Genomic DNA, 22,603 nt, shown 5'->3' with positions numbered 1-22,603 from the left:
GCTTCTGCCTTCCAGTGCGCGGGCTCGTGCGTCCATCTTCTTATGACGCGTGGGTCACGGCTGCCGCCGCATCCCCGCCCAACCGTCCCCATCCCGCGTGAACACGATCCGGTCGTGCAGCCGCGACGGGCGCCCCTGCCAGAACTCGATCTCGCGCGGCTCGACCCGATACCCGCCCCAGTGCGGCGGCCTGGGCACGACCGCGTCGTCGGCGAAGCGCGCCGACACCTCCGCCATCTGCTCCTCGAGCTCGGCACGGGATGCCACCGGCTGCGACTGGCGGCTCGCCCAGGCCGACAGCTGAGATCCGCGCGGCCTCGAGGCGAAGTACGCGTCGTCGCGCTCGGGCGGCAGCGGCATCGCCGTGCCGAGCACGATCACCTGACGCTGCAGCGCGTACCAGGGGAACAGGATCGACACCGCCGGATTCCCCGCCAGCGCCTGCCCCTTCCGCGAGTCCCGGTTGGTGAAGAACCACAGCGCGCCGTCGTCGTCGACCCCGCGCAGCAGCACGGTGCGCGAGGTGGGCCGCCCTTCGCCGTCGACCGTCGACACGACCATCGCGTTCGGTTCCGGCAGGTCCGCAGCATCCGTCAACCACTGCTGCAGCAGCGCGAGGGGCGACGCCGAGAGGGCATCGTCGTCGAGCTCGGCGAGCGTGTAGTCGAGGCGGTGGGCGAGCGGGTTCTCGGTCATCGCGGTCCTCCGGTGGATGGCTGGGCCACCAGCGTATGGCGGTGCGCGAGCCGGAGGGGCGGGGCTGGCATCCGGACCGTTCGCGCACACCCCACGACCGCTCGCGCCGTCCTGCCCGCGCTGTTTCTGATCCCGGATGCCGCTGTGCGAGCCTGATCGCATGAAGCGCGCCGCGAAGATCACCCTCGCCGTCTCGGCGGTCGCTGTTGCGGGCGTCTGTGTGCTCGCGATCTGGGGCTTCCCCCGATCCGATGCGCCTCCCCTCATCGATCAGGTGGCAGCCCCGACCTCCGCAGCGCCGACCCCCACCGCGACTCCGCCGATCACCGAGCTGCCCGCCTGGGCGCAGGAGTCCCGCCCGTGGATCATCTACCCCGAGGGCTTCCGCTGCCAGGGCACCGAGGGGTGTCCGAACAGCTTCCGCTCGGCCTTCGGCGAACCGGGCGACGTGCTGCCGGACGGCGTGGAGTACTACGACCCCGCGAAGCACGACTATGACCCCACTGACCGGACGAACAGGTTCATCGTGATGCCGGCCCCCGCGGACGGCGTAGACCTCGGCCGTCGAACCGGCGCGGAGGGAAACCCGATCGTCTCCGGTGCCGACACCAGCCGCGTGTCGGCGTACATGGTGTGGTCCGGCGACTCGCTCGGCGCCATCGGCGAGCGCTTCACGGTCGATCCCGCCCAGCTGACGAAGAACGGTGAGCCGGTCATCCCCGGCGAGACGCGCATCGACCCGGGCGATCTTCTGGTCTTCCCGTGAACCCGCGCATCCCGGAATAGACCCGCAGCCACGACCGTTGCGAACTCTCGGCCTATAAACGAACGAGAGGACCCCCTTCGTGAGCCTTTTCAGCCCCACCACCGTCGGCAGTGTCGGCGTCCGCAACCGTGTGTCGCTCGCCCCGATGACCCGCCTGCGCTCCGGCGCCGATGGCGTTCCCGGACCCATCGTCGCGAAGTACTACGCGCAGCGCGCCGGCATCGGTCTGCTCGTGACCGAGGGCGTGTTCCCCAGCGCTGAGTCGCGGGCGTACCCGGGTCAGCCGGGCATCGTGACCGAGGAGCAGGCTGCGGGCTGGGCGAAGGTGGCCGACGCCGTTCACGCCGAGGGCGGCGTCGTCTTCATGCAGCTGATGAACGGTGGGCGCGTCACCCACACCGACATCACCGGAACCGACCGCACCGTCGCTCCCTCCGCGATCGCGATCGAGGGCGACACGCGCCTGGCCGACGGCACGAAGGTCGCCTATCCCGTGCCCCACGCGCTCGAGACCGAGGAGCTCGCCACCGTCCGCGACGAGTTCGTCGCCGCTGCACGTCGCGCGGTGGATGCCGGCCTCGACGGCGTCGAGCTGCACTCCGCCAACGGATACCTCCTCCACGAGTTCCTCTCCCCCGCCTCCAACCAGCGCACCGACGGATACGGCGGATCCCCCGAGGCCCGCGCCCGCTTCGTCATCGAGGTCGCCCGCGCCGTCGTCGCCGAGGTGGGGGCCGATCGCGTCGGCATCCGCATCTCGCCCGCCCACAACATCCAGGACGTGTGGGAGAAAGACGAGGCCGAGACCCGCGCCACCTACGAGGCGCTCGTGTCGGGCCTCGCTCCCCTGGGTCTTGCATACCTGAGCGTGCTGCACGCCGACCCCGCGAGCGACCTGATCCAAGACCTCCGCCGCACCTTCGGCGGCACCTTCATCGTCAACTCCGGCTTCTCGCGCATGACCACGCGCGACGAGGCCGTCACCGCCGTCGACGAGAACATCGCCGACCTGGTCGCCGTTGGTCGCCCCGCGATCGCCAACCCCGACCTCGTCACCCGCTGGCAGAAGGGCGCCGACGAGAACGAGGTCGACCAGGCATCCGTCTACGGCGGCGGCGAGAACGGATACACCGACTACCCGTTCCTCCAGGACTGATCTCCGGATGCCAGGGCCTCGCGCGACCAGTTCGCGCGGGGCCCTTTCCTATGCGACGGGCCGGTAGCGTTGCACGGAGTGTGACCCGTCCGAGCAAAGGGCCCCCGGCCCTGGCCACTGTGCTTTTTCCCGAGTGTCGCCTGCGGGTGATGGCCGACGAACGCAATTCATCCCTTAGCGCGAGATCGCCCGAGTTCGGCTGACCGCGTATGTTGGCGAGAACTCGTTGCGATCTGGGAGCGTTCATGTCACTTGACTTTGTTGCGTTCGATTTTGAAACGGCAAATCGATCGCCCTCGTCAGCATGTGCCGTCGGCGCGGTACGCGTGCGAGACGGAGTCATCGTTGATGAGTTTCACGCGCTGATCAAACCGCCTGAGGAACACGCAGATTTCGAGCCGGCGAATGTGCGCGTCCACGGTATCCAGGCACGCGACGTCGCGGATGCGTCTCCGTGGTCCCACGTCTATCCGGAGCTGAGAGCCTTCATCGGAGACGACCCCGTGGTCGGGCACAACGCGGCCTTCGATACCTCGGTGCTGCTGAACAGCTGCGGCGCGTACGACATCGATCTGCCGTCTCTCACGGTTGTATGCACTCTTCAGCTGTCTCGAGCCGCACTTCATCTGCCCTCGTATTCACTGCCATGGGTCGCCGAGCATCTCGAGCTTCCCCTTTTCGACCATCATGATCCGCTCGCCGACGCCCGCACGTCCGCCCTCGTGCTGCTCGCTCTCGCTACGCAGGCCTCCGCATTCTCAGTCGAGGAGTTGACGGGCGCTCTCGCTGTTCCATCCGCCAGTACGTGGACCGAGCGTGATGACGCTCTCTTCGCGAGCCTGACGGCGGAGGCCGACGCCATCGTCGGCACGGGATTTGCTGGTGAGATCGTGTGTTTCACCGGAGCGTTGAAGCACATGGTGCGCAATCGAGCTCGCGAACTCGTCGTCGAGCAGGGTGGGTCATGGCAAGACGGCGTTACCCGCGCGACGACCATCCTCGTCACGGGAGACTTCGATGATCGAACGTTCCGCCCGGGCGCCGCATTCACCTCGAAACTTGCGAAAGCGTTTCTGCAGGTGGAGAAGGGTCAGGCACTCGAAATCATCACTGAGGACGCCTTCGTCACTCGGATGTCAATCGGTGAGGAGGAGCTCCGCGCGAAGATCTCAGCCGGCGGAGCTCGGACGAAAGTCCCCGAGTGGGTAATCACGCAGGCTCTGACGGGCGAAAGTGGCGATGATTTCTGGGCTTGGTACCGCGCAGCGCTCGCTCATCCGATCGGCCCAGCCAAGGGCAACGAGCCGTGCGTGTGGTGCGGCGCATTGGTACCCGCAAAGGCACACTGGATTCACCGCGAACGGCACGTGTGCGGTGTTCACTGCAACGAGCGCCTGAAACGAGGAGCCCGTCGGGCGTGGGACCGGGAGGGAATCTCGGTGCCGGTCGCACCGTCCGTTGACTGGAGCTGACACTGGATTGGCGACGACACAGGCCCCACGCGATCGAGCGTGGGGCCTGTGTCATTTAGTCCGTGCGTCCGCGCGGCTTTGGTTTGTCAGTCGCCCGCGACCGCCGCAGACTCAGCCTGCTTGAGTGAACGCGACGACGCCACACCTCGCCCGAACGCCTGCCCCTGCAGAATCGCACCCAAGTCGACACCCGTCGCCGACTTCACGCTGTCGAACGTCGCGGCCAGACTCGCTGCCTGCTCACGAGCGATGTGCGTGCCCGCGGTGTCACCGCCGACAAGGGTGACGTTGCCGACGTTCTGATACCCCTTCGCAAACTCCGCCATCAGTGCCGGAAGCTGCCCAATGAGCTCGCGACCCAGGATCGCCTCCTGGTTCTCCCGCAGCGCTTCCGCCTCGGCCTGGATGGCCGCGGCACTCGCCTCACCCTTCGCTCGGATCGCCTCTGCCTCGGCGTTCGCCTGAGCGCGGAGAGCCTCGGCTTCGGCGCTCGACTTCGCGCGGAGCGCCTCGGCTTCCGCCTCAGCACGCGCGCGCACGGCGGCCGCTTCAGCAGCGGCCGACGCCTGACGGGCCTCTGCCTGTCGCTGCACCGCGTAAGCCTCGGCATCCGATTCCTGCTGCGCCACCTGGCGGTCGGTCTCGGCCTTCTTCTGGCGTCCGTACGCCTCGGCGTCCGCTTCCGTCTGCTTGCGGTACTTCTCCGCGTCGGCGACACGCTTGACGTCGGCGTCGAGCTCCGCCTGACGGTTTTCGGCACGCTGCACGAGCACAGCCTGTTCACGCTCCGCGCGAGCGAGGTTCTCGGCCTGCTCCGCCTCGGCGTTGGCGCGGCCGACCTCAGACTTCGATGCCGCCGTGTTCTTATCGAACGCGGTCTGCTCGATGAGGTTCGCTTCCTCCGTCGACAGCTGACGCGCCTTGACCTCGCGCGCCGCTTCGATGCGAGCGACCTCCGCCTCGCGCTTGACGCGCTCGACCTCCTGCGCACCGAGAGCCTCGATGTAGCCATTGCGGTCGGTGACGCCCTGAATGGCGAAGGAGTCGAGAACAAGGCCCTGGGCGAGCAGGTCGCCCTTGATGCCCTCCGCGATCTCGTCACCGAGCTTCTGTCGGTCCTGCATGACCTCTTCCACGTTCAGCTTCGCGACAACACCGCGCAGGGCGCCTTCGAGCTGCTCGGTGGTAAAGACGTCGATCGCCTGGTCCTGCGAGGCGAAGCGCTCCGCAGCCGCGCGGACCTGGTCGGGCAGCGATCCGATCTTCACGAGCGCAACGCCGGCCAGGTGAATGGTGACGCCGTTCTTCGTCTGCGCGACGGGCTCCATCTTGATCTGCCGCGAACGCAGCGAGATGCGATCCGAGCGCTGAGTCAGCTTGTTCACGAAGGCGCCGCCACCGGTGATGACCGTCATGTTCGACGTCAATCCGTCTTCGCCGCGTTGCTTCTTACCGACAATGACGATCGCTTCGTCCGCCTGCGGCACCTGATACCAGGCGCGGAAAATGAAGAACCCGATCAGCAGGATCAGCAACACCGCCCCCACAGCCAGCGCTACACCGATGATCCAAAACAGGTCACTATTCACGACAGGCCCCCCGGGCTCCGAGTTGACGGATTCTATGAACACGCTATCGGTAGGAGTCGACGCGGCTCGGGCGGTCGTCACTGACATGGCCTCGCAGCTGGGTCGTCACCGCGGTCGCCCCACGATCGCGAACCCCGACCTCGTCACCCGCTGGCAGAAGGGCGCCGACGAGAACGAGGTCGACCACGCCTCCGTCTACGGCGGCGGAGAGAACGGATACACCGACCACTCGTTCCGCCACGACTGATCTCCGAATGCCAGGGCCTCGCGCGACCAGTTCGCGCGGGGCCCTTCCTATGCAACAGGCCGGTAGCGCTGCATGATCGCGCCCGAGGCGAATGCACGCTGCTCGACGAGCGCGAGGTGGATCTGATCCCGGATGCCATCGAGCAGCCGCGGTCCGCGCCCCGTGATCACCGGATGCACGACGAAGGTGAACTCGTCGATGAGCCCCTGCGCCGCGAGCGTCGCGGGTAGCTTCACGCCACCGAGCGCGATGCCACTTCCTGACTGCTCTTTCAGCCGTCGGACGGCGTCGACGACGTCGCCCCGGATGAGTTCGGCGTTCCAGTCGACGGCGTCGAGGGTTCCGGATGCCACGATTTTCCGCATCGGATCCATCACCTCCGAGAACGCGACCTCACTGTCGTCCATCCAGTCGGGCCACTCCCCCGACTCCGGTCGGCGCCACGCGCCCGCCATCAGCTCGTAGGTGATGCGTCCGTAGAGCAGGGTGTCGGACCGGCGGAGCTCGTCCGTCCAGAACGCCATGGACTCCGCGTCCGGCGGCAGGCCGGCCTCGTGGTGACAGCAGCCGTCAAGCGTGGTGTTGATCGCGTAGCGGAGGGGCTGGGTCATGCCGCTAGCTTCCTCGCCGGGACACCTCCGTGGAAGAGCCTGCTGCCGCGAATCGCTCCGCCTGCACCGTGAACGCCTTCGCCAGCTCGGGCGGCCCGACGACATCCATCGCCACCTCGAACCGACCGAAGGATGCCGCCAACGCACCCCACGACCACGATCCAGCTTCGAGGGTGCAGCGACCCTCGTCGACCCCCGTCACGGTTCCGTCACCCGCGAAGGGCCGGACGCCATGCGCGGGCGCGTACAAAACGACGGTTTCACGGCACGGCCACTCGTTGGCATTCGATCCCTTGAAACGCCCCCAGACGAAGGCGTCGACGTCACCATCGGGCGCGACCCGCGGCACGAAGGGGGCGCCGTGCGGCACGTGCGGGCGGACCCGCTCGGCGGCGAAAAGTCGCCAGTCGTCGCGGTCGAGATCCCGCCCGAGCAGGTACCACCGGCCATGCGAGGTGACGAGGTGGTGCGGCTCGACGCGTCGCGGCTGGGGGTCACCCCCGCCCCTCGGCCGGTAATCGAACCGCAGCGCGACCAAGCGACAAAGCCATCTCGGCCGTCAACGAGAATGTTGCCGACCTGGTCGCCCCGCGATCGCAAACCCCTAATCGAAATCCCGCCGTGGATGAGAAAATCTTCGACGTGTACCCGCATGGGCAACGTGAATCGCAACAGATCCACAGCTCGCAGCCCGACCGGAATGACCCCGCGAGCTCCGCCCGCCGGTTCCCGTTGCTAAAGGCGTCGAAGCTGGAGGACACGTGGTCCCGGTAGTTTGCCCGCGTCGTAGTCGCGCGCTCCGACCGCGCAAAGACCCGCAAGCAACACGGCACGCTATCTGCGCGCGAGGCATGTCCGTTCACCTGCCAAGCGCAGTCAAACCAAGTTGAGCCCGAGATGCTGTAGGCCACGGACGCTTGCTCCGGCTCGATGTTCCCCACCGCCACAAGCGAAGAGTCGACCATGCATTTGCGCCTCACTGGCTCGTACTAGTCGAACGCTTCGTTCATGGCTATCACCACATCGATTCCCGATACACAGCCCTAGACGTAAGTTCGCGCCACCGGCTCCGAGTACAGCCCCTCCACTCTCGTGGACGGTGTGGGCGCGGGCCCATCGATGGTCGCATACCACCTGCCACACGACGACATGCTCCGTGGGCGCAGGTCGCTCGCCGTGGCGCTTCGACCGAGCGGATGCGCTGACGATGCCGGACTAAGAACCTCCCGGCACCCTCCCCTGCGAACGCCGGCTCGCCCGTGTGCGCGCCCACATTAGCGACGAGCGTCCTCTCGGGCGAGGCGAACGCGTCGAACAGGTCGAGGGCTGCCTGACGGTCGTTGCCCTCGTCGTCCCACTGCAGAAGGACGTGGATCGGAATGCCAATCTTCCGCGCCTCCTCCGCTGTCGCGCGGAGGACGTTGCTCCCCGTGTCAAAGCGCGCTCTCACCAAGAGAGCCGTCATGGCGTCGTTGACTTCGACGCGGCTCCTGACGTTGCTCCTGTATGTGGGGTACAACGCCTCAGACACGGTTCATGCTTAGAAACCTCTTAGTTCGCGACACCGTCAATGTGAGCAGACCGTACTGGCGGAGTTGTCCGATGGAGCCTCGAGCGGGCGAAGTAATGCCCGCATTACATGGGCTAAGCAGTCGTCGCGTCCTCGTCACCCGTCGTGCTGTCGCTCGGCGCCGAGCGGCGGGCACGGTAATCGTCAAGATTGATGACACCGACAGGCGTGTCAATGGTGGTCGCAGATACAGCGGCAGCGCCAACCGGGAAAGCGACTTCTCCGGTCGTGGTCGGTTCGGCGGCCGTCTTGCGCGAACCTCGCCCAACCCGGCTGGCCACCCATCGACCGAAGCGCTGCACGTCCTCCTTGCCACGCGCATCCCAGTACGCCTGAGCGATGGGCACGACTACTTCGCGCAGGACCCACAGGATGCCATCCGCGGTTTGCTGTACGCGCCGATCGTATGCCGCCTGATCCTCCGCTTCCTCGCGCTGAGTCCGAGCCTCGCTCTCGCGACTGAGCCAAGCATCGAACTCGCGGCCGTCATCTGCGCTGTCCGTCTCGTACGGACGCGGGTTCTTGTACTGATTGATGAGCGTGCCGTCTGCGCGACGGGCCCCTCCAGATCCAAACTGATCGTCAGCGATATCCTCGCCGTCTCCATCTGTCATGTCGGCGTCCACAATGAACTGCCGAACTTTGGGTACCTTTTTGTTCACCATGGATTGCCTCCCCGATGGCACGATCCTAGGCCGGCGACTGACCCCGGTTTAGCCGAGACCCGTGGCAACTGTCTGCGTCACGAGAAGCGCGACCAGAGATCCGAGGCAGATACAGAAGCTGATAAGCGCGATCTTGAAGTAGCGGAATTTCGTCGTCGCGACTCGCGCGAGCGATGCCGCCTGCTCCCAGGCTTCACGCCGGACTTGGTCGTCTGTCGATATAGCCGGCGGAGAATCGCCGGCTGATACCTGCGCCAGGCTCGGCCAGGCGAACCTGTTGAGCGAGGTCGGATCCGATGACATCCGTGGAATGAGCGCTCGGACGATGTTGAACCCCGTGATTGACGCCGTGAGCAGAAAGACGACGGTGAACACCGCCCAGACCCCGAACGCGAAGGGAACGGTCATCACATCCGGTAGCGACTCCAGCAGACGAGGTACTGAGAAGGTCAGGCTGAGGCCGAATGATCCTGCGAGGATCGTCGCTTTCGCGTCCGCGTTCTTGATCCAACCCCCCGTCTCCTGGATCGCAAGTTTGCTCTGCTCCCAGTCAGCCGGCGATGCACCTGCTGAAACGCCCTTACGCCCCATCTACCTGAACTCCATCTATCGGCCAGCGGCGGCTCATACGCCACTCGGTGTATGCGGCCAACCAGTGGGCGCCCCATGCGACGGCAGTCGCGGCGTCGTGCACGACCGGGTTCCACTCGCTGCGGTCGGCCACGCACAGGTTGCCGCTTAGGTACAGGTGCGGGGATGGCACCCATCGTCCCGACGAGAACGCGCCGAGCTTAGGCCCGATCACCCGAAGCGCTGGGAGCCGCTGGTCCGCACGGAGTTCTACCTGGAGCGTGAATCGTCCGCGGCCGGTGTCGATCTGGCCGGTCCAGCGGGGCCCGTGGGTCGCATTGCCCGCACTGTACCCGAACCCGGGAAACGAGCGATGAATGGAGTCGCGATGTCGCATGACCTGTTCGCTGTCTTCCCACCAGGGGTTCGGCGTGTCGATCTGGCCAGCGTCCACACCACCGTGGAAAGTGTGCGTCTGCACCGAGGTGACGGGGCCGAGTCGGTCATGCACGGCGATGCCAGCATCGGATATGTGAACGCCGTCAAAGACGATTCGCCCGTCGACGGTGACGTACCGCGGAGTATGAATTCCGTGGTGGCTGAGAAGGGATGCAATCGACATGTTGGCCTCCTTAGCCGACGGTCACGGACGACACGGAGCTGCCGGCGAGCTCGTGGATTAGCGATTCCGAGTGCGCCAAAGTTCCCGTCCACCGGTAGTCGTAGAAGTGGTAACTCTTCGTGACGTGGTCTCGTGTGTAGGTCTTTGGCGGGTGGAGCTTCGTGAACTGCGTCGCGTCGGGAAACAGACCGGCCAAATTTTCCCCGGTTACGATTTCCCACGACAGTGCCTTCTTCTCGCACTTTGAAGCGAAGTTCGCCGCGAACCCCACCGGGTTGATCTCGCTGTGCCCGACTGACCCCGTGCGCACGAATGTGATCTGCCCGAAGTCCAGGCCAGCGCGAGCCTGAACGCGCGCCACACCCATCTGCTCGAGGCGGGGGTTCACGTTCTCCTTCACCGCGTTGAGCGCAAAGGCGCTGGCCGCCAGCGCGCATGATGCGCCAACCTGCGGATCACCGGGCCCAAAGCCTGCGAAAAGGCCGTCTCCTCGCAGACCGAGGGGGTAACCCCCGTGACGAAGGACGGTCTCGACGAAGCCGGCAAGCACTGCGTCTGCAAGATCGGCCACCTCGTCCTGCGGGTCCCAGAAGGTGCGTCCAGTGAAGTCGCGTAGGTCGATGAACATCGCAGTCATGGAGGTCGTACGCTTCTGGCCAATCGCCAGGTCTTCGAAGTCGGGGTGCCCCAGTGCGGTGCCACTTCGCGTCTCCATCGCTTCGTGGGCGAAGACCTGCCCCTTCGAGAGGCGCCGCCGTTCCGTGAAGCGCTCCAGGACTGTGTCTCCGAAGGACCGTGCCGTGTACTGCATGTGGACCTCAGTGCTCTCGCCCGCGTGTCGCTCACGCTGGTCTCACTACTATACACCCATACTTCACCCTAGGGGTGAATGCGTGATCACGACTTCGGGCATGCCTACGATGAAGAAACACAACAGACCGGGAACGACATGCGCATCGAGTTCACTGACGATCTGGTGCGCGCGTTCTGCGAGCGGCGCACAGATCATGCGTACCCGGGGGACGGTGACTTGCGCCGGGCACTGATGATGCGCCTTCAGGGCCTAGCAGCCGCAGTGACGCCTGATGACGTCTTGGCTCTAGCGTCGATGGGCTTCGTGCCGATCACTGAGCGCGGAGGCACAGTGCGGGTGACCGGCGGATACCTGCTTGAAATCGAGTTCTCGCATGATGCCCCGCCGACCGTATTTATCCAAGGGTTAGCACCCGCGACGCCGACAGGAGATCGGAATGCATGAGTTTCGCGTTGAGGACATTGCTCACGCTGGCGAGCACCTTCTCGATGAGCTGAATAGTCGCGGTTGGAGCCAGGCGGAGTTCGCAAGCATACTGGGGCGCCCCGTACAGTTCGTATCCGAGATCATCAACGGCAAGAAGGAAATCACGAGGGAATCAGCAGCACAGATCGGTGCTGCATTTGGAACGTCGCCCGAATACTGGCTGCAGTTGCAGGACGGCTACTACCTTGCACAGCAACGCTCGGACTCTGAGTCGGCTGCGCGTCTAGAGTCCGTGCGCCGGAGGGCCAGCCTTCGAGCAAACTTCCCGATCTCGCTGCTCGCGCAGCGCGGGCTGGTGCACCCGACAGATCCTCAGCGCCAGGAACAAGACATCCTTCGGTTGTATAAGATCTCATCCCTCGATGAGCGCCCGGAGCTCGCACTTGCCGCCCGAAGGTCAAACGCGACTGAGCCCATGACTCAGCTGCAGGAGGCCTGGTTTGTCAGTGTTCGCGATAAAGCAGAGAGGCAATCCGCTGCAGTCTACGACGAGAGCTCCTTTCGCGAATTAGCAACCACCCTGCCGCAGCGAATCAAGTCCCCGCGGGACTTCGAGAGTCTGCCCGCCCAGTTTGCCGACGTAGGAGTCAAGCTGATTCATATCGACACCTTCCCGACGAGCAAGTTGGACGGATGTGCCTTTGTGGTTGACGAAACCCCCGTCATCGGACTCACCGGGCGCGGCAAACGGCTCGATAAGGTCTTCTTCACGCTTCTGCACGAGGCTGCGCACGTCCTACTCGGGCACGTGGGATCGACGCCCATTATTGATGAGACGGACGCCGACAGCGGGCCCGAGACCAACGTCGAGGACGCAGCCAACTCGCTTGCTGCCCGCTGGTCGTTCGGAGATGGTCTTCCCGCCTCGCCGGCGCGGATTGGTGAAGCCTGGGTTGAGGCTGTCGCGGACAGCGTGGGCATCCATCCGTTGATGGTCATCGGCCACCTGCAACACGAGGGTGTGCTCAACTGGCGTACGTCGCTCGTCCGTGGTGCTCCGACGGTAACGGATGCGCTGCAAGCCTGGAACTAGCCGCGTAATCGACGGATTGGCGACTCTCATCCCGGTGCCATGTCCGCGAACCGCTGATAGTGGCCCTCGAACGCCAATGATCGTGTCGGTCGGACCGTTACGTTGCTTCGCAGCGATCAGGTCGGCCTCACCGGCACGAGGCGAATCCTTCTCGTACGCCGCCTCGCGGTGAAGCAGCACCACCATGTCGGCACGCTGCTCGGCACCACGGTTCAGCTGCGACAGCGCGATGACCGGAATCTGCAGCTCCTTCGCCATCAGCTTCAGCGCACGCGAGAACTCACTGACCGACTCCACGCGCTTACCGCTCGGGAGCAGCTGCAGGTAGACCCTCGCGCTGCGTCAGGCGACCGCACTTCGCACGGATCCCGACGAGTCGTCGTCGGCGCAGGGGCCCTGGCCCCCACCCTCACCCCGGAGTACCCTCCCCACCATGAGCCCCGCCACTCTCTTCCTCCACGCCGACGCCGCGCTCCGCGAGGTCGTCGCTCAGCTCGATCCGGCCGACTTCTCGGCATCCGTGCCGAAGGAGTGGAGCCAGCTCGAGTCGCCCACGCTGCTCGGCATCCTGGGTCGCCATGCCTACGACGAAGCGTGGGTGCCCGACGTGATCGCCGGGCGCGCAGCCGCCGACGGTGACCCGCTCGCCGATGTCGATCTGTTGGGCGACGATCCGATCGCCTCGTACGACGCCCTCAACGACAGTGCCACCGCTGCGGTGCGGGCCGGAGACTTCGCCGACACCTTCCGCTTCACCTACGGCGACTACCCCGCCGACGAGGGCTTCGCGCACCTCGCGACGTACCGCGCATTCCAAGCGTGGTCGATCGCGAAAGAGTTCGGCATCCCGTTCCATCTCTCCCACGAGCTCATCGAGGGGATGAACGAGCACGTCACCCCGCACGCCGACGAGTGGCGTCAGTGGGGCGTGTTCCCGCCGGCCATCGAGCCGCCGGCCGATGCCGACGACGAGACCCGACTGCTCTGCACACTCGGGTTCTGGAAGCCGTAACCCCCGCCGATCGACCTCACACGGGCGCCGTCGACGTGCGCACGTGCAGGGTCGAGGGCAGCAGCTTCGCCACCCGCGGCCCCCGCGCCGCTCGGCCCCTCGTCGATCCGGCGGATGAGAAGCCGCCCTGCCACCGCCCCCTTCGCCTGCAGGGGCTGCTCGACGGTGGTTAGCCCCGCCGCCTCGGCGCGGGTTGCCCCTAACGCCTGACTGAACTGAGGCACGGACTCGCTTTGGCGCGAATCAGGCCCCCACAGGTTGGCGCAGCACCGTGCGCAGCTTCGCGGGACTCACTCGCCGGAAGTCGCTGGAGTAGATCTCATGGTGTTTGCCGACAACCCGGAGTCCGTTCGCCGGGACGAAGTCGTGATGCAGGGATTCGAGAGTTGCACCTTCGTCATCGAATGAGCCGACGTGGAGGGTCTGCACGCACAGTCCTTCCGAGAGCGTCTCAAGCCGCACGTCGTCGAGGCGTGCCGCCTTGCCCTTTGCGCCCGCTCGAAGCACAGCTGCACCGACGGCGTCGGAGTCGAGCCAGTCGGGCACCATCAGCATCATCGTCCAGTGCCACTGGGACTTGTCGCGTGCGACCGTGAACGCATCCATGTCGTGCGCCCACCACAGACCTTCGAGCGGCGGCACGACGTAGTCGCGTCCGTACTCCTGCTTGCTCAGAAACTTGAGCGTGTAGGCGATCGGGTACAGCGCCGAGAGGGCTTCTCCATAGGCCGGTGAATCGTTGGGATCCCCGTGGCCGTCGATCATGAGGTACCGCATGTCGGGGACGTCGACGATGCGGAATGCGCCGCGCGGAGCCTGGTAGCTGTCGAGGCTCTTCTTGAAGTCGACTTTGTCCGCCATCGCGAACGCCCTCGTTACATCCCCGGCGCCATGTCGGCGAAGCGCGAGTAGTGGCCCTGGAACGCCACGGTGATCGTGTCAGTCGGACCGTTACGGTGCTTCGCGACGATCAGGTCGGCCTCGCCCGCACGCGGGGAGTCCTTTTCGTACGCCGCCTCGCGGTGCAGCAGCACCACCATGTCGGCATCCTGCTCGATCGAGCCCGACTCACGCAGGTCGCTCAGCGCAGGCTTCTTGTCGGCACGCTGCTCGGCACCACGGTTCAGCTGCGACAGCGCGATGACCGGAACCTGCAACTCCTTCGCCATCAGCTTCAGCGCACGCGAGAACTCACTGACCTCCTGCTGACGCGACTCGACGCGCTTACCGCTGGTGAGCAGCTGCAGGTAGTCGATGACGACCATCTTCAGACCCTCGCGCTGCTTCAGGCGACGGCACTTCGCGCGGATCTCGACCAGCGTCATGTTGGGGCTGTCGTCGATGTAGAGGGGCGCGTCGTTGATGCGACCACGGGTCGCGGCGACGGTGGTCCAGTCGCGCGAGTCGAGGGTTCCCTTACGCATGCTCTGCAGCGGGATGGCTCCCTCGGCGCTCAGCAGACGCATGGCGATCTCGCTGCGACCCATCTCGAGCGAGAAGAAGATGCAGGGCGCGTTCGCGCGGATCGCGGCCGCGCGGGCGAAGTCGAGCGCGAGCGTCGACTTACCCATGGCGGGGCGGGCGGCGAGCACGATCATCTGGCCCGGGTGCAGACCGTTGGTCAGCTGGTCGAGCCCGGCGAAGCCGGTGGGAATGCCCGTCATCGACCCGTCGCGACCGCGAGCGGCCTCGATCTCTTCGACAGCGGCATCCACCGCCGTCGTGAGCGGGATGTAGTCCTCGGCGCTGTCGTCGCCCGACACGTTGTAGATCTCGGCCTGAGCGCTGTTGACGAGCTCGGTCGGGTCGCCCTCGCCGGCGTAGCCCATCTGCACGATGCGCGTGCCGGCTTCGACCAGGCGGCGCAGCAGCGCGCGCTCGGCGACGATCGAGGCGTAGTAGCCGGCGTTGGCGGCGGTCGGCACGATCGAGGTGAGCGTGTGGAGGTAGTCCGCTCCCCCGGCGCGCTGCAGCTCGCCGGTCTTGATGAGCTCGTCGGTCACGGCGACGACGTCGGTCGGCTCACCGTGCGAGTAGAGCGTGAGGATCGCCTCGAAGATCAGCTCGTGCTTCGGCACGTAGAAGTCGCCACCGCGGAGCGTCTCGATGACATCGGCGACCGCGTCCTTCGACAGCAGCATGCCGCCCAGCGCGCTCTGCTCGGCGAGGATGTCGTGCGGCGGGGTGCGCTCGGGACGAGGTGCTTTACCGAGACGTTCTTCGGCGATGTCGGCGATCGACACGGACTCTCCTTCTGCTCTCGGGCCGCCCGTCGCACTCCTCGCGCGCGCGAACGGCTTCGGCGGAGAGAGGTGGAACGGCCTCGGCAGCACGTAAACACGAACGTCCGACATCGACGCGTGCACGGGTGGTGAGGCGCTGTCCGAGGGGGCTGCACCCACGGTAGATACGCGACTCTCAACACGCAAACAGGCCTGTGGATAACTCTGTGGACAGTTTGCGGGAAACGCCGCCATGTCTGTGCACAAGTGCTGTGGAGAACTCGGTGGATGGATGTAGATTCGACATCCGATACCTACCCTGAACTGGGTTTTATCTGTCCACAGGTTTGCTGGGCAAAACCCGTGTGAAGTGGCAGTTGAAGGTTGTCTGCTAGGGCCTCCACATGTGCACAACCCGGGGGATAACTCGCCGGACGCCTATCCATCCCGAGGCCTCGCTGTCAAATCTTTTTTCCCGTCCGGCGTGTCGCTGGTCACCCGCTGATTCCCGTTCGACTACCGGAAATCCACCAGACCCCTTTTGCTGGGGTGAAACCGGGCGTATCGTCGCCGCCCAGGAATCACCTTGGATTCACCTATGGGGGGCGAATCGTGGATGACACGTTGAAGAGTGGGGTACCGCGCACACTGCGCATCGCCCTCTTCGGCGTGCTCGCGGCCCTCGCGCTCGCGCTCGTCTCGCTCTTCATCTCGGCCTCGTCCGCCTCGGCCGACGACGGCTCGGGCCTGCTCGGATCCATCGGATCGACCGTCGACGACGTCACCGACACCGCCGGAAAAGTCGTCGACGACACCGCGAAGAAGGCCGCCGACACCACCGAGAAGGTCACCGAGAAGGTCGAGAAGGCCGCTCCCGCCCCGGTCGTCGAGGTGGTCGAAAAGGCTCCCGCCGCCGTCATCGACGTCGTCCCCGCCCCCGTCGCCGAGCCCGTGCAGCAGGTGGTGTCGGCGGTTCCGGATGCCGTGGCAGACGTGAACGACGCCGTCACCGACACCGTCAACGACGCCGGCTCCACCCTGAACGAGGTCGTCGACACCGTCGCCGACGCGGACGTCGTCGGAACGGTCGTCGAGCCCGTGGTCGACCCGATCGTCGAGGTCGTCGAGCCGCTGCCCGTCGTCGGCGGAGTCGTCGCACCCGTGGTCGACGAGGTCGTCGACACCGTGGGCGACGCGGTCGATGAGACCGTGCCCGAGGTCGTCGGCGAGCTGCCCACGATCGACCCGGTGATCCCGACCGTTCCCGCACTCCCCTCGACTCCCGTGGTCGGCGTCGAGCCCGGTGGAGAAGTCGTCGTGCCGAGCCCCGTGGGTTCGCTGCCATCGCTTCCCGCCGTCGAGCCCACCGCCACAGCTCCCGAGCCCGCTGAGGCCCCTGTGGCCCTGCCCGAGGCTCCCACGCCCCTGCCCGAGGCCCCGACGACCCTGCCTGCGGTCGCCCAGCCAGTATCGGCCGCCCCGACCTCCGGCATCCGGTCGCTCGAGGCCCAGACGGCCGACCTCGCCGTCGCGTTCGACGAGGTCGCGGCCCCTGAGGCCACGGCATCCGTCGCCCTTCCCTCGTCCGACGACGGCGCCGCGGCACAGCCCCACTCGCTGATGCTGCCGGGCGCCAGCGCCGGTTCGGCGTCGACGGCCTCCCCCGGCTCCGGAGCGGGTGGAACCACCCCCGCGACCGCCGGCGACGCCGCGAACCAGCCCGCGATCGTTCTTCTCGCACGCGGAGGCGACGTCGACGACGATCTGCCTTCCGTCCCCGTCTACGACACCGACGTCTCTCCTGACTGAGGCCGGTCTCGCCGTGTTCGACACGGCTGACGACCCCGCGCACACGCGCACCCTCACTCATCTACAGGAGAAACTCTCATGCGCAAGATCTACTCGCGCGTCCTCATGGGCGCGCTCGTCGGAGGCGGCTTGGCCGTCGCCGGCTGCGGCATCGCCAATGCCGCGGACACTTCGGGAGCAGACGGACTGCTCTCGGGCGACCAGGCGGCGATCTCGGTGGACGCACCGGTCACGGTCGGCGGCAACGCCGTCTCGGTGATCGGCGACAGCCACAGCAAGAACGCCGACACCTCGGCACCGAAATCAGCCCCCGCCCCCGAGGCGACCACCGACGGTGGCGACAGCCTGCTCGGCGGCGACCAGGGCCTGGTGTCGGTGAACGTCCCCGTGACGGTCGGTGGCAACGCCGTGTCGGTCGTGGGAGACAGCGACACCTCGGATGCCGATACCTCGGCCCCCGCAGAACCGGCCCCCGCGCCGGCTCCGGCCGCCCCGGCTCCGGCCCCGGCGGCGCCTGCCCCGGCTCCCGTGGCCGACACCACCACCGACGGCAGTGACAGCGTCGGCGGCGGCAACCAGGCCATCGTGCCGGTCGAGGTGCCCGTGACGGTCGGCGGAAACGCCGTCTCGGTCGTGGGCGACAGCCACAGCGACGACGCCACCACCGGCGACTCCGCGGACTCGAGCGCAGGCTCGGGCGCCGGCGAGGCGACCACCCACGGCAGCGACAGCCTGCTGGGCGGAAACCAGGTCGGCCTGCCCGTCGAGGCACCGGTCACCGTCGGCGGCAACGCCGTATCGGTGGTCGGCGACAGCCACTCCGAAGACGCCACCACCACCGGCGGCGGCACGACGGACGGCTCGAGCACCGGTGACACGACGACCGACGGCACCGACTCGATCGGCGGAGGCGACCAGGTCCTCGTTCCGATCGAGCTGCCCATCACGATCGGCGGAAACGCCGTCTCGGGCGTCGGAGACAGCACCACCTCGGATGCCGGTGTGACCGGCGGATCGACCGGCTTGGGCTCCGGCTCGGGTGACGTCGTCACCGACGGCACCGACTCGATCGGCGGCGGCAACCAGGTCCTCGTTCCGATCGAGCTGCCCGTCACGATCGGCGGAAACGCCGTCTCGGGCGTCGGAGACAGCACCACCTCGGATGCCGGTGTGACCGGCGGATCGACCGAATCGGGCTCCGGCGCGGGTGACGTCGTCACCGACGGCACCGACAGCGCCGCCGGCGGCAACCAGGTGCTCGCTCCCATCGGCCTGCCGATCACGGTCGGCGGCAATGCCGTCTCGGGTGTGGGCGACAGCACCACGGATGACGCCGACACCACCGGCGGATCGACCACCGGCATCGGCGCGGGCGACATCGTCACCGACGGCACCGACTCGATCGGCGGGGGCAACCAGGTTCTCGCCCCGATCGGCCTGCCCATCACCGTCGGCGGAAACGCCGTCTCGGGCATCGGCGACAGCCACTCCGAAGACGCCACCACCACCGGCGGCTCCACCGGCGGCATCGGTGACGTGATCACCGACGGTTCCGGAAGCATCGGCGGCGGCAACCAGGTGCTCATCCCGATCAACCTGCCCGTCACCATCGGCGGAAACGCGGTCTCGGTGATCGGTGACAGCGACACGGACGGCTCGAACACCGGCACCCCGGGTGAGCCCGGAACGCCTGGTCAGCCCGGAACGCCCGGCACCCCGGGAACGCCCGGTGAGCCCGGTGAGCCCGGAACCCCTGGCACCCCGGGAACACCCGGTGAGCCCGGCACCCCCGGTCAGCCCGGAACCCCTGGTGAACCCGGCACCCCCGGTGAGCCCGGAACGCCCGGAACCCCCGGCCTGCCCGGAACCCCCGGCCTGCCCGGTCTGCCCGGTCTGCCCGGCCTGCCCGGTCAGCCCGGAACGCCCGGCGAGCCCGGAACCCCCGGCCAGCCCGGCACCCCCGGAACGCCCGGCACCCCCGGCACCCCCGGAACCTCCGAAACCCCCGGCACCTCCGGCACTCCCACGGTGATCGGCTCCGTCGCCTCCTCGGCGTCGGCTCCCCTCGCCGCCACGGGCACCGCGAAGGCCGGTTCGTCGCTCGCCATGACCGGATCCGACGGCTCGTCGGCCGCCGGCCTCGGCGTCGCGGGTCTGCTGGCTCTGATGTTCGGAGGCGCGCTGCTCGTGCTGCGTCGTCGCCGCGCAACCGTCTGAGTCACGTTCGACGGGCACCGGATGCCAACTATTGGGGGTGGCATCCGGTGTCGCGGCGTGCCCGGGCCGGTCTACTCGGCGAGACGCCAGTCGTCGAAGCTGAAGCCCGGCGACACCAGACAGCTGACCACGACCTCGGCGTCACCGGCCGGCCGTGCGGCCTGCCAGACACCCGCGGGAACCGTATGCTGCAGCACGTTGCCGGCGGCGAGATCGGGCCCCAGGGTCACGGTCTGTGCCTCACCTGGCGTCTCGCCGTCTCCGCCCAGCGACAGCTCGAGGGAGCCCGGACCATGCCACAGCCACACCTCATCACTCGTGACGACGTGCCACGCGCTGCGCTCGTCGGGCGTCAGCAGGTAGTGGATGCATGTCGCGGCCGGCCGCGCCCCCGCGGGGGTGTCGACGGCGTAGCCGCCCGTCCACATGCGGCGGAACCACCCTCCCTCGGGATGCGCCTCGAGATCGAGCAGGCGAGCGGTGGCGGGGCGGTCGTCGGTCATGCGCGCACTCCGGTCTGTTCGGCGAAAGCGGCGGATGCCCAACGCACCTCGCCGTCGATGAAGGTCGCCGCGGCGCGTCCGGCTCCGCCGACGACCAGGTGCTCGATGGTGTCATCCACCTCCGACATCGCGGCCGGAGAGGCCGCAGGCCCTGGGATGTCGAAGAAGGCGAGGTCGGCCACGGCGCCCACGGCGAGATATCCGGTGCGAGCGGGGCCGGTGTCGAGGCCCATCGCGTGCGCTCCCCCGAGGGTCGCCGCCCGCAGCAGCAGCGCCGACAGGTCGCGGTTGGCGTACCCCTGCGCCCGCGCGAGGCGGTGCAGCTCGGCGACGTCGGCGAGAAGGTCGAGAGAGGGGCTGGATGCCAAGGAGTCGGTCCCTACCGCGATCGCATTGCCCTCGACGAGGTACGCGGCGATCGGCGGTTCGTCCAACCCGATCACGGCGTTCGACCGCGGGCAGAGCGCCACCGTCGTGCCGCGGGAGCGCAGCGTCGCCCGATCACGCGCGGTCATATAGACGCCGTGGGCGATGTGGCAGTCAGGCCCCAGCACGCCGAGCTCGTCGACGAACTCCGTCGCGCCCGTGCCGATGCCCTCATCGCGCAGGGCCATGAAGCTCGCCGGACGCTTCTCCTGCCACGACACCGCCTCGCCGTGCTCGCGTTCGAAGGCCGCCTCGCCCAGGTGCAGGTGCAGGCGACTCCCCCGCTCGCGCACGATGTCGGGGATCTCGAGCAGCGGCTCCACGTCGAGCGAGTACGGCGCGTGCGGCGACAGGCCGGTTCCCGGAGGTGCCGGCAGCGCATCGAGACGCGCCTCGACCTCCGCGCGTCCGCGCTCGGCCCACGCCTCGTTCGTCCAGCTCATCACCTCCCAGTAGGTGATGCCGTGCAGCCTCGCGTCGTGCAGCGCCGAAGCGGCCTCGACGTCGGTGACGATGTCGGCGACGGCGGTCGTTCCGGCGGCGATCATGGCGCGGGCTCCCGCCGCGGCATCCGCCCCCCAGTCCAGACCCCGCTCGTACACCGGCTGGAACGCGTGCGCCCACTCCTCGAAGCCCGCGTAGCGCCCCTGCCCCACCTCGGCCATGCCGGTGTACTGCAGGTGCGAGTGGGCGTTGACGAGACCGGGGGTGAGCACGCCCGGCCAGTGCACCTCGTCGAAGGCGAGCCCGCGGGTGTGCAGCTCGTGCAGCACCCAGGCGCGGTCGCCCACGTGGCGGATGCGCCCCGCTGCCACCGCGATCGCGCCGTCGCGGATCGGCGGGGCGGTGATGGGCAGCACCACGGATGCCGAGAACACCACCACACGCCCGGATCGCTCTTGCACGGCGTCAGCCTAGGCAGGCGGTGTGTCGGTCATGTGTCGTGCGCCGCGGGCACGGTGGCTGAGCCTGCGCCCGGTGGCTGAGCCTGCGCACGGTGGCTGGGCCTGTCGATGCCACCCCCGGCCCCTTCGACAAGCTCAGGGACCTCGCGCCTCGCGACGGTTGGGCCCACGCACGGTGGCTGAGCCTGTCGAAGCCACCCCCGGACCCTTCGACAGGCTCAGGGACCTCGCACCTCGCGACGGTTGGGCCCACGCACGGTGGCTGAGCCTGTCGAAGCCACCCCCGGACCCTTCGACAAGCTCAGGGACCTCCCTTCGACAAGCTCAGGGACCTCGCGCCTCGCGGTGGCTCAGCGCCCCGCCCCGCGAACGCGGAACGGCCCCGCCCTGCCGGAGCAGGAACGGGGCCGTTCTCGAGAGTGCAGCGAATTACTTCGCGGCGACCACCTGGAGGGTGATCACGGCGGTGACGTCGTCACGCAGGCGAACGGTCGCCTCGTGCTCGCCGACCGACTTGATCGAAGAGGTGATCTGGATCTTGCGCTTGTCGAGCTCGCCCAGACCGGCGGCCTTGACGGCGTCGGCGACATCGGCGGGCTTGACCGAACCGAAGAGGCGACCCTCGTTGCCGGCCTTGACGGCCAGCTTGACGGTGTTCGACTCGAGCGTGTTCTTCAGCGACACGGCCTCTTCGTGGTCGTGGATCGCACGGGTCTCGCGAGCGGCGCGGATCGACGCGACCTGCTTCTCGCCACCACGGCTCCACGACACGGCGAAGCCCTGCGGGATGAGGTAGTTACGGGCGTACCCGTTCTTGACCTCGACAACATCACCGGCGCTACCGAGCCCGGTGACCTCATTCGTGAGAATCAGCTTTGCCATCGGGTGCTCCTTAGCGGCCGGCGCCGGCGTAGGGCAGAAGAGCCATCTCGCGCGCGTTCTTGATGGCGCGGGCGATCAGACGCTGCTCCTGCACGGAGACACCGGTGATACGACGGGCGCGGATCTTGCCGCGCTCCGAGATGAACTTGCGGAGGGTGGGGACGTCCTTGTAGTCGATGACGCCGACGCGGATCGCCTTCGCGGGGGCTGCGTTCTTGGCGCCCTTCCGCGGCTTGCGGCGGTCGCCAGTGGCCTTTCCAGCCATGCTTCCTTCTTTCGTGTGGTTCGGATGCCGAGTCGGTCACGCGGACCGGGACATGGCATCCGGAA

General features: G+C 67.4%; 23 protein-coding genes and 1 pseudogene. 9 read left to right on the top strand and 15 right to left on the bottom strand.

Going from position 1 to position 22,603, the window contains the following annotated elements:
- Positions 1-54: 54 nt before the first annotated feature.
- Positions 55-696, bottom strand: a complete 642-nt coding sequence (gene pdxH / locus ABXS86_RS10690; RefSeq protein WP_353664427.1) for a pyridoxamine 5'-phosphate oxidase — start codon at positions 694-696, stop codon at positions 55-57.
- A 160-nt stretch (positions 697-856) separates the two neighbouring features.
- Here pdxH and ABXS86_RS10685 point away from each other — a divergent pair, with 160 nt between their 5' ends.
- From ABXS86_RS10685 to ABXS86_RS10675, 3 genes are all read left to right on the top strand, one after another.
- A complete protein-coding gene (locus ABXS86_RS10685; RefSeq protein ID WP_353664426.1) occupies positions 857-1,462 on the top strand; it encodes a hypothetical protein in 606 nt (201 codons plus the stop codon).
- Positions 1,463-1,541: 79 nt separating this feature from the next.
- Complete coding sequence (locus ABXS86_RS10680) at positions 1,542-2,618, top strand: alkene reductase (protein WP_353664425.1); 1,077 nt, start codon at positions 1,542-1,544, stop codon at positions 2,616-2,618.
- Positions 2,619-2,863: 245 nt separating this feature from the next.
- Positions 2,864-4,090 (top strand): exonuclease domain-containing protein, encoded by a 1,227-nt coding sequence (locus ABXS86_RS10675; RefSeq protein ID WP_353664424.1) that lies wholly within the window; start codon positions 2,864-2,866, stop codon positions 4,088-4,090.
- Positions 4,091-4,176: 86 nt separating this feature from the next.
- On the opposite strand, the gene ABXS86_RS10670 is transcribed toward ABXS86_RS10675, so the two are convergent.
- Positions 4,177-5,679 carry an SPFH domain-containing protein gene (locus tag ABXS86_RS10670; protein WP_353664423.1) on the bottom strand — a complete coding sequence of 501 codons (1,503 nt, stop codon included), beginning with the start codon at positions 5,677-5,679 and terminating at the stop codon, positions 4,177-4,179.
- Positions 5,680-5,713: 34 nt separating this feature from the next.
- Between ABXS86_RS10670 and ABXS86_RS10665 the strand changes: the two genes are divergently transcribed.
- Positions 5,714-5,926 carry a hypothetical protein gene (locus tag ABXS86_RS10665; RefSeq protein WP_353664422.1) on the top strand — a complete coding sequence of 71 codons (213 nt, stop codon included), beginning with the start codon at positions 5,714-5,716 and terminating at the stop codon, positions 5,924-5,926.
- Between the two features lie 47 nt (positions 5,927-5,973).
- On the opposite strand, the gene ABXS86_RS10660 is transcribed toward ABXS86_RS10665, so the two are convergent.
- The 6 genes from ABXS86_RS10660 to ABXS86_RS10635 form a co-directional block, all read right to left on the bottom strand.
- Positions 5,974-6,537 (bottom strand): dihydrofolate reductase family protein, encoded by a 564-nt coding sequence (locus tag ABXS86_RS10660; protein ID WP_353664421.1) that lies wholly within the window; start codon positions 6,535-6,537, stop codon positions 5,974-5,976.
- 4 nt (positions 6,538-6,541) lie between these two features.
- Positions 6,542-7,075, bottom strand: a complete 534-nt coding sequence (locus ABXS86_RS10655; protein ID WP_353664420.1) for a helix-turn-helix transcriptional regulator — start codon at positions 7,073-7,075, stop codon at positions 6,542-6,544.
- 1,106 nt (positions 7,076-8,181) lie between these two features.
- Positions 8,182-8,772: a hypothetical protein gene (locus ABXS86_RS10650; protein WP_353664419.1), complete on the bottom strand. Its 591-nt coding sequence runs from the start codon at positions 8,770-8,772 to the stop codon at positions 8,182-8,184.
- Between the two features lie 48 nt (positions 8,773-8,820).
- Positions 8,821-9,363, bottom strand: coding sequence for a Pycsar system effector family protein (locus ABXS86_RS10645; protein ID WP_353664418.1), 543 nt, complete (start codon positions 9,361-9,363; stop codon positions 8,821-8,823).
- The gene (locus ABXS86_RS10640) at positions 9,353-9,964 is read right to left on the bottom strand and encodes a hypothetical protein (RefSeq protein ID WP_353664417.1); all 612 of its coding nucleotides are present in this window, start codon (positions 9,962-9,964) and stop codon (positions 9,353-9,355) included. The genes ABXS86_RS10645 and ABXS86_RS10640 overlap by 11 nt, the downstream gene beginning before the upstream one ends.
- Before the next feature lie 10 nt (positions 9,965-9,974).
- A complete protein-coding gene (locus ABXS86_RS10635) occupies positions 9,975-10,775 on the bottom strand; it encodes an adenylate/guanylate cyclase domain-containing protein (protein WP_353664416.1) in 801 nt (266 codons plus the stop codon).
- A gap of 78 nt (positions 10,776-10,853) precedes the next feature.
- Here ABXS86_RS10635 and ABXS86_RS10630 point away from each other — a divergent pair, with 78 nt between their 5' ends.
- Both ABXS86_RS10630 and ABXS86_RS10625 read left to right on the top strand, forming a co-directional pair.
- Entirely contained in the window at positions 10,854-11,222 is a 369-nt protein-coding gene (locus ABXS86_RS10630) for a hypothetical protein (protein ID WP_353664415.1), read from the top strand.
- Positions 11,215-12,297, top strand: coding sequence for a HigA family addiction module antitoxin (locus ABXS86_RS10625; RefSeq protein WP_353664414.1), 1,083 nt, complete (start codon positions 11,215-11,217; stop codon positions 12,295-12,297). Before ABXS86_RS10630 ends, ABXS86_RS10625 begins: the two co-directional genes overlap by 8 nt.
- A gap of 26 nt (positions 12,298-12,323) precedes the next feature.
- Here ABXS86_RS10625 and ABXS86_RS10620 read toward each other — a convergent pair.
- Positions 12,324-12,673 (bottom strand): annotated as a pseudogene (locus ABXS86_RS10620) (DnaB-like helicase C-terminal domain-containing protein); the annotation flags it as partial.
- Between the two features lie 57 nt (positions 12,674-12,730).
- Between ABXS86_RS10620 and ABXS86_RS10615 the strand changes: the two are divergent.
- Complete coding sequence (locus ABXS86_RS10615; RefSeq protein WP_353664413.1) at positions 12,731-13,309, top strand: hypothetical protein; 579 nt, start codon at positions 12,731-12,733, stop codon at positions 13,307-13,309.
- 243 nt (positions 13,310-13,552) lie between these two features.
- On the opposite strand, the gene ABXS86_RS10610 is transcribed toward ABXS86_RS10615, so the two are convergent.
- Together ABXS86_RS10610 and dnaB are read right to left on the bottom strand one after the other, a co-directional pair.
- Positions 13,553-14,170 carry a GyrI-like domain-containing protein gene (locus tag ABXS86_RS10610; protein WP_353664412.1) on the bottom strand — a complete coding sequence of 206 codons (618 nt, stop codon included), beginning with the start codon at positions 14,168-14,170 and terminating at the stop codon, positions 13,553-13,555.
- 14 nt (positions 14,171-14,184) lie between these two features.
- On the bottom strand, positions 14,185-15,552 hold the full coding sequence (gene dnaB / locus ABXS86_RS10605; protein ID WP_144831102.1) for a replicative DNA helicase: 1,368 nt from the start codon (positions 15,550-15,552) through the stop codon (positions 14,185-14,187).
- A 591-nt stretch (positions 15,553-16,143) separates the two neighbouring features.
- Here dnaB and ABXS86_RS10600 point away from each other — a divergent pair.
- Both ABXS86_RS10600 and ABXS86_RS10595 read left to right on the top strand, forming a co-directional pair.
- The gene (locus ABXS86_RS10600; protein WP_353664411.1) at positions 16,144-17,340 is read left to right on the top strand and encodes a hypothetical protein; all 1,197 of its coding nucleotides are present in this window, start codon (positions 16,144-16,146) and stop codon (positions 17,338-17,340) included.
- Positions 17,341-17,418: 78 nt separating this feature from the next.
- On the top strand, positions 17,419-19,557 hold the full coding sequence (locus ABXS86_RS10595) for a beta strand repeat-containing protein (protein WP_353664410.1): 2,139 nt from the start codon (positions 17,419-17,421) through the stop codon (positions 19,555-19,557).
- A gap of 71 nt (positions 19,558-19,628) precedes the next feature.
- On the opposite strand, the gene ABXS86_RS10590 is transcribed toward ABXS86_RS10595, so the two are convergent.
- The 4 genes from ABXS86_RS10590 to rpsR form a co-directional block, all read right to left on the bottom strand.
- Positions 19,629-20,060 (bottom strand): cupin domain-containing protein, encoded by a 432-nt coding sequence (locus ABXS86_RS10590; RefSeq protein WP_154097039.1) that lies wholly within the window; start codon positions 20,058-20,060, stop codon positions 19,629-19,631.
- Positions 20,057-21,391: an amidohydrolase family protein gene (locus tag ABXS86_RS10585; RefSeq protein ID WP_353664409.1), complete on the bottom strand. Its 1,335-nt coding sequence runs from the start codon at positions 21,389-21,391 to the stop codon at positions 20,057-20,059. Before ABXS86_RS10585 ends, ABXS86_RS10590 begins: the two co-directional genes overlap by 4 nt.
- Positions 21,392-21,820: 429 nt before the next feature.
- Positions 21,821-22,273 carry a 50S ribosomal protein L9 gene (gene rplI, locus ABXS86_RS10580; RefSeq protein ID WP_056224965.1) on the bottom strand — a complete coding sequence of 151 codons (453 nt, stop codon included), beginning with the start codon at positions 22,271-22,273 and terminating at the stop codon, positions 21,821-21,823.
- A gap of 10 nt (positions 22,274-22,283) precedes the next feature.
- Positions 22,284-22,538 carry a 30S ribosomal protein S18 gene (gene rpsR, locus ABXS86_RS10575; RefSeq protein ID WP_055832386.1) on the bottom strand — a complete coding sequence of 85 codons (255 nt, stop codon included), beginning with the start codon at positions 22,536-22,538 and terminating at the stop codon, positions 22,284-22,286.
- Between the last annotated feature and the right edge of the window lie 65 nt (positions 22,539-22,603).

This window comes from Microbacterium sp. che218 (genome assembly GCF_040436305.1).
Taxonomy (GTDB): domain Bacteria; phylum Actinomycetota; class Actinomycetes; order Actinomycetales; family Microbacteriaceae; genus Microbacterium; species Microbacterium algihabitans.
The sequence above is the reverse complement of the archived record's forward strand: the minus strand, read 5'-3'. Positions and strand labels throughout refer to the sequence as shown.